Source organism: Streptococcus pseudopneumoniae (assembly GCF_038148955.1).
GTDB classification, from domain to species: domain Bacteria; phylum Bacillota; class Bacilli; order Lactobacillales; family Streptococcaceae; genus Streptococcus; species Streptococcus pseudopneumoniae_T.
Window position 1 is genome coordinate 1 of record NZ_JBBJZY010000031.1, and the last position, 11,990, is coordinate 11,990.

The 11,990-nt window shown below is 41.1% G+C and carries 14 protein-coding genes; 11 read left to right on the forward strand and 3 right to left on the reverse strand.

Features of this window, described 5'->3' with window-relative positions:
- Positions 1 to 449, forward strand: a 449-nt coding sequence (locus WKI23_RS08915) for a phosphorylase family protein (protein ID WP_440215397.1), incomplete at its 5' end; no start/stop codon positions are given.
- A gap of 229 nt (positions 450 to 678) precedes the next feature.
- The gene (locus WKI23_RS08920; protein WP_173304607.1) at positions 679 to 1,410 is read left to right on the forward strand and encodes an NAD-dependent protein deacylase; all 732 of its coding nucleotides are present in this window, start codon (positions 679 to 681) and stop codon (positions 1,408 to 1,410) included.
- A gap of 229 nt (positions 1,411 to 1,639) precedes the next feature.
- Here the strand turns inward: WKI23_RS08920 and WKI23_RS08925 are convergent, their stop codons facing one another.
- The 3 genes from WKI23_RS08925 to coaA all read right to left on the reverse strand — a co-directional run bounded on the left by WKI23_RS08925 (position 1,640) and on the right by coaA (position 3,429).
- Positions 1,640 to 2,152, reverse strand: a complete 513-nt coding sequence (locus WKI23_RS08925) for a DNA topology modulation protein (protein WP_368079676.1) — start codon at positions 2,150 to 2,152, stop codon at positions 1,640 to 1,642.
- A 52-nt stretch (positions 2,153 to 2,204) separates the two neighbouring features.
- Positions 2,205 to 2,441 carry a 30S ribosomal protein S20 gene (gene rpsT / locus WKI23_RS08930; protein ID WP_001274000.1) on the reverse strand — a complete coding sequence of 79 codons (237 nt, stop codon included), beginning with the start codon at positions 2,439 to 2,441 and terminating at the stop codon, positions 2,205 to 2,207.
- A gap of 67 nt (positions 2,442 to 2,508) precedes the next feature.
- A complete protein-coding gene (coaA, locus tag WKI23_RS08935; RefSeq protein ID WP_368079677.1) occupies positions 2,509 to 3,429 on the reverse strand; it encodes a type I pantothenate kinase in 921 nt (306 codons plus the stop codon).
- A 200-nt stretch (positions 3,430 to 3,629) separates the two neighbouring features.
- On the opposite strand from coaA, the gene WKI23_RS08940 reads away from it, so the two are divergent.
- The 9 genes from WKI23_RS08940 to WKI23_RS08980 form a co-directional block, all read left to right on the forward strand.
- Entirely contained in the window at positions 3,630 to 4,037 is a 408-nt protein-coding gene (locus tag WKI23_RS08940) for a hypothetical protein (protein ID WP_368079678.1), read from the forward strand.
- A 205-nt stretch (positions 4,038 to 4,242) separates the two neighbouring features.
- Entirely contained in the window at positions 4,243 to 4,833 is a 591-nt protein-coding gene (locus tag WKI23_RS08945; protein WP_368079679.1) for a class I SAM-dependent methyltransferase, read from the forward strand.
- Entirely contained in the window at positions 4,830 to 6,107 is a 1,278-nt protein-coding gene (locus WKI23_RS08950) for a pyrimidine-nucleoside phosphorylase (RefSeq protein WP_368079680.1), read from the forward strand. The genes WKI23_RS08945 and WKI23_RS08950 overlap by 4 nt, the downstream gene beginning before the upstream one ends.
- A gap of 19 nt (positions 6,108 to 6,126) precedes the next feature.
- Complete coding sequence (gene deoC / locus WKI23_RS08955) at positions 6,127 to 6,789, forward strand: deoxyribose-phosphate aldolase (protein WP_368079681.1); 663 nt, start codon at positions 6,127 to 6,129, stop codon at positions 6,787 to 6,789.
- Entirely contained in the window at positions 6,776 to 7,165 is a 390-nt protein-coding gene (locus WKI23_RS08960; RefSeq protein ID WP_000246089.1) for a cytidine deaminase, read from the forward strand. Before deoC ends, WKI23_RS08960 begins: the two co-directional genes overlap by 14 nt.
- An 89-nt stretch (positions 7,166 to 7,254) precedes the next feature.
- On the forward strand, positions 7,255 to 8,307 hold the full coding sequence (locus WKI23_RS08965) for a BMP family protein (protein ID WP_368079682.1): 1,053 nt from the start codon (positions 7,255 to 7,257) through the stop codon (positions 8,305 to 8,307).
- Between the two features lie 142 nt (positions 8,308 to 8,449).
- On the forward strand, positions 8,450 to 9,985 hold the full coding sequence (locus WKI23_RS08970; protein ID WP_368079683.1) for an ABC transporter ATP-binding protein: 1,536 nt from the start codon (positions 8,450 to 8,452) through the stop codon (positions 9,983 to 9,985).
- Entirely contained in the window at positions 9,978 to 11,036 is a 1,059-nt protein-coding gene (locus WKI23_RS08975) for an ABC transporter permease (RefSeq protein WP_368079684.1), read from the forward strand. Before WKI23_RS08970 ends, WKI23_RS08975 begins: the two co-directional genes overlap by 8 nt.
- A gap of 2 nt (positions 11,037 to 11,038) precedes the next feature.
- Positions 11,039 to 11,990 (forward strand): ABC transporter permease (locus WKI23_RS08980; RefSeq protein WP_368079685.1); only part of this gene is annotated, 952 nt, incomplete at its 3' end.

The following is an 11,990-nucleotide window of genomic DNA, read 5'->3' on the forward strand; positions in this document are numbered from 1 at the left end:
TGGGAACTGCAGGCTCTTTGAATGAAGATGTCCACGTTCGTGAATTGGTTTTGGCGCAGGCAGCTGCAACAAATTCTAACATCATCCGCAATGACTGGCCACAGTACGATTTTCCACAAATCGCTAGCTTTGACTTGCTAGATAAGGCTTATCATATCGCAAAAGAACTGGGCATGACTACTCATGTGGGAAATGTCTTGTCATCTGATGTCTTTTATTCAAACTACTTTGAAAAGAACATCGAGCTTGGTAAATGGGGAGTTAAAGCTGTGGAAATGGAAGCAGCAGCGCTTTACTATCTTGCTGCCCAACATCATGTTGATGCGCTAGCTATCATGACAATCTCAGATAGCTTGGTCAATCCAGATGAAGATACTACTGCAGAAGAACGCCAAAATACCTTCACCGATATGATGAAGGTTGGTTTGGAAACTTTGATTGCAGACTAAAGGTAGGCTATACTCAGAATGGTTTCTCTTGTTCTCAAAATGATAACTATCAACAATGAATCAATCCTGAAATAGGTAAGAATAAGGAAATTGAAGGAAGCCTAATTGTGTCAAAGGACCGAGACTAGTCAGTTTAATATCTAAATCATAATCAAATAAAGTTGGAAGCCAAGTTGACAAGAAGTCAAGACTTTCAACTTTTTAACTTGAAAATTCCTAGGAGTACAAAATGGATAAGATTAAACAATTACAAGGTATTATTGATCAAAGTCAGAGCATTGTCTTTTTCGGTGGTGCAGGGGTTTCTACAGAGTCTAATATTCCAGATTTTCGTAGTTCAGATGGTATATATAGTCTGAAACTAGGTCGCCATTTTACTGCTGAGCAACTGGTTTCACGCACTATGTTTGAGCGCTATCCAGAGGATTTTTTTGATTTCTACAAAAAGTATCTGGTCTATCCTGATGCCAAGCCGAATTTAGCACATGATTATCTAGCGTCGTTGGAAAAAACAGGTAAATTAAAGGCGATTGTGACGCAAAATATCGATAGTCTCCATGAAATGGCAGGATCTCAGAAAGTTTTGAAACTGCATGGTAGTGCAGATCGTAATTATTGTTTGGGCTGTCATCGCTTTTATGATTTGACTGCCTTTTTGGAACTTGAAGGTCCAGTTCCCTACTGCTTAGATTGTGGCAAGGTGGTCAAACCTGACGTGACCCTTTATGAGGAAGCGCTAGATATGGATGTATTTAGTCGCGCAGCTCGAGCCATTCAGCAAGCAGATTTGTTGATCATTGGTGGAACTTCCTTAGTTGTTTACCCTGCAGCTAGCCTAATCAATTATTTTTCAGGGTCAAATCTTGTCGTTATCAACAAGTCCAGCACTCCTCAAGACAGCCAAGCTGATTTAGTTATCGAAGGTAAGATTGGAGAAGTTTTTTCTAAATTGAGACAATAAAAAACTGAAAGAAGTAGGACTATACTTCCTTCAGTTTTTTGTATCACTAACTCAGAAACTATGAACAAGATTCTCTTCATTTCTAGGGGAATTTTATTGTTGATTTATAAATTACTCGAGTTATTTTTAATTGTTGAATAAAAGGAAAAAAGGAAGACTTTCTGGATGAAAAACTTCCTTTTTTAGTCAATCAGTGCATGCTGATTTTAATGAAATGCTACTATATTGTTTACTTTTTTAAAGATCGCAAAAAACAATCAATCTCTGCTTGAGAATGGAGAATATGCATCTTTTCTGGGTAAGTATTGTTTAAGTATTGGTATCTATCCTTAGCATTTTTAGTCCGCCCATCCCAGAGAATCCATCTGATAAACTCCCAATTAAATTGTTCTTGACAACCAGCTGCCATACTTTCCCTGACCTTGCCTCGGTATTTGAGATAACGTTTAAAAGCCCGAAAGAGACAGACCAATGGGGAAAAGTTGAGAAAGATGATTTGGTCAGCTTCCTGCATTCTTTCTTCGTAATAGCACCAAGAATAATTCCCATCGATAACCCAAGATTCATGCTTTGTGAGAAAGTTTTTCATCTCGGTCAACATCCATTCGCGGTCACTGTCTTGCCAACCAGGTTGAAATTGGAGTGTGTCCATGTGAAGTTTTGGGATGGAGTAGTAGTGAGACAACTTTTCAGCTAGCGTTGACTTACCTGAACCAGAATATCCGATAATTGCAATTTTCATTTTCTACCTTTTCCTATTTGGAGACAAAAAAACAGCCTCTATGGACTGTTTCTTATTTAGCAAGTTTAGCTGAAAGACGAGCTTTGTCGCGGCTTGCTTTGTTTTTGTGAATCAAACCTTTAGTTTCTGCTTTATCGATAGCTGAGCTAGCAGCACGGAAAAGTTCTTCAGATGGGTTTGCTTCGAAAGCTTTGATAGCAGTACGCATAGCTGATTTTTGAGCTGAGTTCTTTTCGTTTTGTTTAACGTTCAATTCAGCGCGTTTGATAGCTGATTTAATGTTTGCCAATGTTCTTACCTCCATATTTACTAACTATACCATTATATCTGAAAACTTACGTTTTGACAAGGGAAAATTACTTTTTTAAGTAAATTTCATCGATTTCATGGTTCTTTGTTTTATGCAAAATCACTTCCGCACGGTTTCTGGTCGGTTCAATATAATTTTGTAGATTTGTGAGATTGATACTGGTCCAGACTTGATGGGCAAAGGATTCCACTTCCCCAATTGGCATTTGAGTAAAACGATAGTAGTAGCTATCAGGGTCGTTTTGTGCTAGGCTCAGCATTTTCAAGAAACGATCCAGATACCAACTCTCGATGTCATCCACTGCAGCATCAACATAGATGGAAAAGTCAAAGAAGTCAGTGATATAGAGACGCTCGTTTTGTGGATTTTGAAAGACATTGATCCCCTCGACAATCACAAAATCAGCAGCTTTAACGCTTTGCTTTTCCTCAGGTACGATGTCGTAGACTTCATGAGAATAGACAGGAATATCTACATCTTGTCCGTTTTTGATGCGGTCCAAGAAGTTGAGAAGAGCTTCCATATCATAGCTTTCAGGAAATCCTTTACGATTTAAAATCCCTTGTTCAATCAAGGTCTGGTTGGGATAGAGAAAGCCGTCGGTTGTTACCAGCTCAACACTAGCCCCAGTTACAGTTCGAGAAAGCAAAGTTTGCAATAGTCGGCTGGATGTTGATTTTCCAACAGCAACACTCCCAGAAATCCCAATGATAAAAGGTTGAGATTTACTTTCACGTTGGAGGAAAATTCCTTTTGAAAAAGCCAAATCTTCCTTAGTTCGCTTGTAAATCTGAATCAGATGAGCCAAGGGGAGATAGATATCTGTAACGTCTTGAAGACTAATCTGGTCATTAAAACTCTTGATAGATTCCAATTCTTCTTCTGTCAAAGGAGGTGTTGTCTTTCGATGTAAAGATTGCCAAGTCTGGCGGCTGATTTTTTCAAAATGTAAAAATTCGTTGGTCATTTGTTTTCCCCTAGATATTTTGTCTATCATACCATAAAAAGTTAAAAAAATAAAGCGGTTTCTTGAATGTGGTAAGTCAATAGTATATAATATAAGTAGATAGAGGATGAATAATTTATTGATGAAATAGGAGCTACTTTCTCCTGACTTATGAGCTAATAAAGGGGGCTTTGGGGTTCACAACTTATAGGAGGTGTGTCATGAAAATTTTAAAAAGTTATATATTGGAACTCTGTTTTATTTTAAGTTTTGCTTTACCTTTTATAAAAGGAGCCAATGCGGATAATGGTAGACGTTTTGTGGAAATCTATTACGGTTTTACTTTTTTGATGGAACATGCCATTATAACAGCTGTCTTTATCTGTTCGCTCTTGATTGCTTTCTTACTAAAAAAACGATGGGCGAAATGGCTTGCTGCTGGAAGTTATTGCTTTTTAGTCCTATGGATTGCGACAGAGGGTTATTTCTTCCGCATGTCACTAGAAGATTTGATACGTCTTTGGACAAGTTTGGAAATCCTGACACAAACTTATCAGTTGGGCTTTTATCTAAACATTTTGTTGGGAATTTTTTTGATAATTAAGTATCTGAAGGTTAAGCAATCGTAATAAAAATGCGCTTGATTATAGACAATAAATTTGTTGTTTTATCATGGCAATGATAGCTGTAGTCCTAGATGAAATACAAGTTGCTTATAAAAGTTGAAAGAGATTGAAGGGGAGCTATTGTAAAGCAACTTCCTTCAATCTTTTTGTCTCATTCTGGATATGTAAACGGTTTACAATTCGATCCAAAATATGATAGAATAGGGTTATGAATAAAATGTACTATGCAGAAAATCCTGACGCTGCTCACGACATACATGAGTTGAGAGTGGAATTGTTGGGAGAAAAAATGACCTTTTTGACGGATGCAGGTGTGTTTAGCAAGAAAATGATTGACTTTGGCAGTCAACTCTTGCTCAAGTGTCTTGAGGTCAACCAAGGAGAGACTGTCCTTGATGTCGGCTGTGGTTATGGGCCTTTGGGTTTGTCCTTGGCTAAGGCTTTTGGAGTTCAGGTGACCATGGTCGATATCAACAATCGTGCCTTGGATTTGGCGCGACAAAATGCTGAACGAAATAAAGTAGAAGCGACGATTTTCCAGTCCAACATCTATGAACAAGTTGAAGGAAAATTTGACCATGTCATTTCCAATCCCCCTATCCGTGCAGGCAAGCAAGTGGTTCATGAAATCATTGAGAAAAGTAAAGATTTCTTGGGAACTGGTGGGGATTTGACCATCGTTATCCAGAAAAAACAAGGGGCTCCAAGTGCCAAGTCTAAGATGGAAGATGTGTTTGGCAATTGTGAAGTCGTCAAAAAAGATAAGGGATACTATATCCTTAGAAGTGTGAAAGAATGAGAGCAGTTGATTTAATCCAAAAAAAACGAGATGGTCAAGAATTGACTTCGAGTGAAATTGAATGGTTAGTTGAAGGCTATGTGTCAGGAGCTGTTCCTGATTATCAGATGTCTGCCTTTGCCATGGCTGTCTATTTCAAAGGAATGACGACACGAGAAATCTCAGATTTGACTATGAATATGGTTCAGACAGGTCAAGAGTTTGATTTATCAGCTATTGAGGGGGTTAAGGTTGACAAGCATTCTACGGGTGGTGTTGGTGATAAAGTGACCTTGATTTTAGCTCCTCTTGTTGCTAGCTTTGGTGTACCTGTGGCCAAAATGAGTGGTCGTGGTCTCGGTCATACCGGGGGCACAATTGATAAATTGGAGTCCATTAAGGGCTATCAAGTCGAGCGCAGTCAAGAAGATTTCATTAATCAAGTGCAGGACATTGGAGTATCTGTCATTGGGCAATCAGACCAGCTGGTCAAAGCTGATAAGCTTCTCTACGCCCTCCGTGATGTAACCGCAACTGTTGACACGATTCCTTTGATTGCGAGTTCGGTGATGAGCAAGAAAATTGCGGCAGGAGCAGATGCTATTTTGCTAGACGTGACTGTTGGTGAGGGTGCCTTCATGAAGACAGTAGATAAGGCGCGTGAACTGGCTCAAACTATGGTAGATCTCGGTAAGGCAGTTGGTCGAAAGACGGTAGCCGTGATTACAGATATGAGTCAGCCCTTGGGACGAGCGATTGGAAATCGTCTGGAAATCCTTGAAGCACTGGAGATTTTACAAGGACAAGGCCGTCAGGATATTACCCACTTCATCTGTGAATTGGCTCAAATTATGCTTGGTCTGGCAAATGTAAACAAGACAGTTGAGGAAGTTCGCCAACATCTTGAAAATGGCCAAGCACTGGCTAAGTTTGAGGAGATGGTCCAAGCTCAAGGTGGAGACTTGGAAGACCTCTATCGCCCAGTCAATGTGTCCCATGTGGTGGAAATCCCTGCCCAGGAAACAGGTGTCATTTCAGCTCTTCCGGCCATGGAATTTGGTCTCTATGCCATGAGACTGGGTGCTGGTCGTGCAGTCAAGACTGATGATTTGGACTATGAAACAGGAATTGTTTTTGAAAAGAAAGTTGGAGATTCTGTTCAAAAGGGAGAAATTGTTGCAAAAGTATACACAAATGGAAAAAATTCTCCTCAGCTAGTTACAGATTTTCAAAAATATGTTAAAATAAATGATAGGGTGCAAAGTTTACGAGAAATTATAGAAATTATCTCATAAACGACAGGAGAATCCGAATATGAAATTAAATAAATATATCGATCATACGCTTTTGAAGCAAGATGCGACAGAAAAACAAATTGATTGTTTGTTGTCTGAAGCTAGAGAGTATGACTTTGCCAGCGTCTGTGTTAATCCGACCTGGGTTGAACATGCTAAAAAAGGACTTGAAGGTACAGATGTCAAGGTCTGCACGGTAGTAGGTTTCCCTTTGGGAGCAACAACTTCAACTGTGAAAGCTTTTGAAACCAAGGAAGCTATCCAAAATGGTGCAGATGAGATTGATATGGTGATCAATGTCGGTGCCCTCAAATCAGGAAATCTTGATTTGGTTGAGTCTGATATTCGCGCAGTAGTAGAAGCAAGTGGTGACAAGTTAGTGAAAGTCATTATTGAAGCGTGCCTGCTGACTGACCAAGAAAAAGTTTTGGCTTGCCAATTGGCCCAAAAAGCGGGGGCTGACTTTGTTAAAACATCTACTGGCTTTTCAACTGGTGGTGCTACGATAGCGGATGTCAAATTGATGCGTGAAACTGTTGGACCTGATATGGGTGTCAAGGCCGCCGGTGGAGCTCGTTCTTATGCAGATGCTCTTGCCTTTGTGGAAGCAGGTGCGACTCGTATCGGAACGTCAGCTGGTGTAGCTATTTTAAAAGGAGAACTGGCAGATGGCGACTACTGAGTTGATTGAACTGGCAATTGAAACCAGCAAACATGCCTATGTCCCTTATTCTCACTTTCCTATCGGAGCAGTTTTAGTGGCAAAAGACGGAAGTGTTTACACGGGAGTGAATATCGAAAATGCTAGCTATCCTTTGACCAATTGCGGTGAGAGAACAGCCATTTTTAAGGCTGTATCTGAAGGACAAAGAGAATTTTCAGAGCTGATTGTTTATGGTCAAACTGAAAAACCAATTTCACCATGTGGTGCTTGTCGCCAAGTAATGGTCGAATTTTTTGAACAAGATCTAAAAGTGACTTTAGTCGCAAAAGATAAATCGACGGTCGAGATGACGGTCGGGGAATTACTTCCATACTCTTTTACAGACTTAAACTAGTCTGAGTCGCTCTCTGAGTGGCACGGTCCTTGTGGCCAACCAATCCATACTTGCAACATCGTTGCACATCTTATTTAGGAGGTTCAGTAATGAACAAGAAACAATGGCTAGGTCTTGGCCTAGTAGCAGTGGCAGCAGTTGGACTTGCTGCATGTGGTAACCGCTCTTCTCGTAAGGCAGATTCATCTTCTGATGTGAAGACAAAAGCAGCAATCGTCACTGATACTGGTGGTGTTGATGATAAATCATTCAACCAATCAGCTTGGGAAGGTTTGCAGGCTTGGGGTAAAGAACACAATCTTTCAAAAGATAACGGTTTCACTTACTTCCAATCAACAAGTGAAGCTGACTACGCTAACAACTTGCAACAAGCGGCTGGCAGTTACAACCTAATCTTCGGTGTTGGTTTTGCCCTTCACAATGCGGTTGAAGAAGCAGCTAAAGAACATTCTGACTTGAACTATGTCTTGATTGATGATGTGATTAAAGATCAAAAGAATGTTGCGAGCGTAACTTTCGCTGATAATGAGTCAGGTTACCTTGCAGGTGTAGCTGCAGCAAAAACAACTAAAACAAAACAAGTTGGTTTTGTAGGTGGGCAGGAGTCAGAAGTTATCTCTCGTTTTGAAGCAGGATTCAAGGCTGGTGTTGCCTCAGTAGACCCATCTATCAAAGTACAAGTTGACTACGCTGGTTCATTTGGTGATGCTGCGAAAGGTAAAACAATTGCAGCCGCACAATACGCAGCCGGTGCAGATATTGTTTACCAAGTAGCTGGTGGTACAGGTGCTGGTGTCTTTGCAGAAGCAAAATCACTCAACGAAAGCCGTCCTGAAAATGAAAAAGTTTGGGTTATCGGTGTTGACCGTGACCAAGAAGCAGAAGGTAAATACACTTCTAAAGATGGCAAGGAATCAAACTTTGTTCTTGTATCTACATTGAAACAAGTTGGTACAACTGTAAAAGATATTTCTAACAAGGCAGAAAAAGGTGAATTCCCTGGTGGTCAAATCATTGTCTACTCATTGAAAGATAAAGGGGTTGACTTGGTAACAACTAACCTTTCTGAAGAAGGTAAAAAAGCTGTTGAAGATGCTAAAGCTAAAATCCTTGATGGAAGCGTAAAAGTTCCTGCAAAATAATGGATGGAAGTTATTTCTTAGGAAGCGGCCATCGGCCGCTTTTTAAGAGTTGAGACAAAGTCATTTTGTCTCAGTAAAGCTTGCTACTAGACAAACTAGCAAGTTTTATTGAAATAAAATAAGACTCTGAAAGGAAGAGCACATGGCACACGAAAATGTCATTGAGATGCGTGATATTACCAAGGTGTTTGGTGAATTTGTTGCCAACGACAAAATCAACCTGCACCTACGAAAAGGTGAAATTCATGCACTTTTAGGAGAAAATGGGGCTGGAAAGTCCACGCTCATGAATATGTTAGCAGGGCTTCTTGAACCAACCAGTGGTGAAATTGTGGTCAACGGTCAAGTTGTCAACCTCGACTCACCATCTAAAGCAGCTAGCTTGGGAATCGGAATGGTTCACCAGCACTTTATGTTGGTAGAGGCTTTCACAGTGGCTGAAAACATCATTTTAGGAAGTGAATTGACTAAAAATGGTGTGCTAGATATCGCTGGAGCTAGCAAAGAAATCAAGGCTCTTTCTGAACGTTATGGCTTAGCTGTTGATCCTTCTGCCAAAGTGGCAGATATCTCAGTTGGAGCCCAACAACGTGTAGAAATTTTAAAAACCCTTTATCGGGGGGCTGATATCCTGATTTTTGATGAACCAACGGCTGTTTTGACTCCATCAGAAATTGAGGAGTTGATGGCTATTATGAAAAATCTTGTCAAAGAAGGAAAATCAATTATCTTGATTACCCACAAGTTGGACGAGATTCGCGCAGTTTCTGACCGCGTTACAGTTATCCGTCGTGGGAAATCAATTGAAACCGTCGAAATTGCAGGGGCTACCAATGCTGATTTGGCAGAAATGATGGTGGGACGTTCTGTTTCCTTTAAAACAGAGAAACAGGCCTCTCAACCCAAAGAAGTAGTCTTGTCTATCAAAGATTTGGTGGTCAATGAAAACCGTGGTGTTCCAGCTGTGAAAAATCTATCCTTGGATGTTCGTGCTGGAGAGATTGTTGGTATTGCGGGGATTGATGGAAATGGTCAGTCTGAACTCATTCAAGCAATCACAGGCCTTCGCAAGATTGAATCTGGTAGCATCGAGCTAAAAGGAGATTCAATTGTAGGCTTGCACCCACGTCAGATTACAGAGTTGAGTGTTGGGCACGTTCCAGAAGACCGTCACCGTGATGGTTTGATTTTGGAAATGATGATTTCTGAAAATATTGCCCTTCAAACCTACTACAAAGAACCACATAGTAAAAATGGAATTTTGAACTATTCAAATATTACTTCTTATGCTAGAAAGCTAATGGAAGAATTTGATGTTCGTGCTGCCAGTGAATTTGTTCCAGCAGCTGCCCTTTCAGGAGGAAATCAACAAAAAGCAATTATTGCTCGTGAAATTGATCGAGATCCTGATCTCCTTATCGTCAGCCAGCCAACTCGTGGTTTGGATGTCGGTGCTATTGAATATATCCACAAACGCTTGATTGAAGAGCGTGATAATGGGAAGGCTGTCCTTGTTGTCAGCTTTGAACTAGATGAGATTTTAAACGTCTCAGACCGTATTGCCGTTATCCACGATGGGAAGATTCAAGGTATTGTATCACCAGAAACAACCAATAAACAAGAGCTTGGTGTCTTGATGGCTGGTGGAAACTTGGGAAAGGAGAAGAGTGATGTCTAAAAAATTACAACAAATTTCGGTTCCCTTGATTTCTGTCTTCCTAGGAATTTTACTCGGAGCCATTGTCATGTGGATCTTCGGTTATGATGCTATTTGGGGCTACGAAGAATTGTTCTATACAGCCTTTGGTAGTCTGCGTGGGATTGGAGAAATCTTCCGTGCAATGGGACCTTTGGTCTTGATTGGTCTTGGTTTTGCCGTTGCCAGTCGTGCTGGTTTCTTTAACGTCGGACTTCCTGGTCAGGCTTTGGCAGGTTGGATTCTCAGTGGTTGGTTTGCCTTGTCGCATCCAGATATGCCACGTCCCTTGATGATTCTAGCAACTATCGTGATTGCCTTGATTGCTGGTGGGATTGTCGGAGCCATTCCAGGTATTCTTAGAGCCTATCTAGGGACATCAGAGGTTATCGTAACCATCATGATGAACTACATTGTCTTGTATATAGGAAATGCCTTTATCCATGCCTTTCCTAAAGACTTCATGCAAAGTACAGATTCAACGATTCGTGTTGGGGCTAATGCAACTTACCAGACACCTTGGTTAGCTGAGTTGACTGGTAACTCGCGGATGAATATCGGTATTTTCTTTGCTCTCATTGCCGTTGCAGTCATTTGGTTCATGCTCAAGAAAACAACCCTTGGTTTTGAAATCCGTGCGGTTGGTCTTAATCCTCACGCATCAGAATACGCTGGTATTTCTGCCAAACGAACGATTATCCTCTCAATGATTATCTCAGGTGCTTTGGCTGGTCTTGGTGGAGCTGTTGAAGGTCTGGGAACCTTCCAGAACGTCTATGTTCAAGGGGCATCATTGGCTGTCGGATTTAATGGGATGGCGGTTAGTCTGCTTGCGGCCAACTCACCAATTGGTATTCTCTTTGCAGCCTTCCTATTTGGTGTTCTCCAAGTTGGAGCCCCTGGTATGAATGCGGCGCAGGTACCATCTGAGCTTGTCAGCATTGTAACAGCGTCTATTATCTTCTTTGTCAGTGTTCATTACCTTATCGAACGCTTTGTCAAACCGAAAAAACAAGTTAAAGGAGGTAAGTAAAGATGTCTATTACAACCTTGCTCACCCTCTTGGTGTCTTCTATGCTGATTTACTCAGCGCCCCTCATCTTTACAAGTATCGGTGGTGTTTTCTCTGAACGTGGTGGTGTGGTCAACGTCGGCCTTGAAGGAATTATGGTTATGGGTGCCTTTTCTGGAGTTGTCTTTAACCTTGAATTTGCAGAACAATTTGGAGCAGCAACTCCATGGCTATCCTTGCTTGTAGCAGGATTGGTTGGAGGTCTCTTCTCTATCATCCACGCAGCAGCAACGGTTCATTTCCGTGCAGACCATGTTGTCAGCGGTACGGTATTGAACTTGATGGCGCCTGCCTTGGCTGTTTTCTTAGTGAAAGTTCTTTATAACAAAGGACAAACCGACAACCTAAGTCAGACTTTCGGACGCTTTGACTTCCCAGTCTTAGCTAATATCCCAGTGATTGGTGATATCTTCTTCAAATCAACAAGTCTGCTAGGTTATATCGCGATTGCCTTCTCATTCTTAGCTTGGTTTATCCTATTCAAGACTCGCTTTGGTCTTCGTCTCCGCTCTGTCGGTGAACATCCTCAAGCAGCGGATACCTTGGGAATCAATGTCTACAAGATGAGATATTTAGGGGTTATTATTTCCGGTTTCCTAGGTGGAATTGGCGGAGCGATTTATGCTCAATCCATCTCAGTTAACTTCTCAGTGACAACTATTGTTGGACCTGGATTTATCGCCCTTGCTGCGATGATCTTTGGTAAATGGAACCCAATCGGAGCCATGCTTTCTAGTCTCTTCTTTGGGCTTTCACAAAGTTTGGCTGTTATCGGTTCTCAATTGCCATTCCTACAAGGAGTGCCAGCGGTTTACCTTCAAATCGCACCTTATGTTTTGACAATTCTTGTCTTGGCAGCCTTCTTTGGAAAAGCAGTTGCACCAAAAGCAGATGGTATCAACTATATCAAATCAA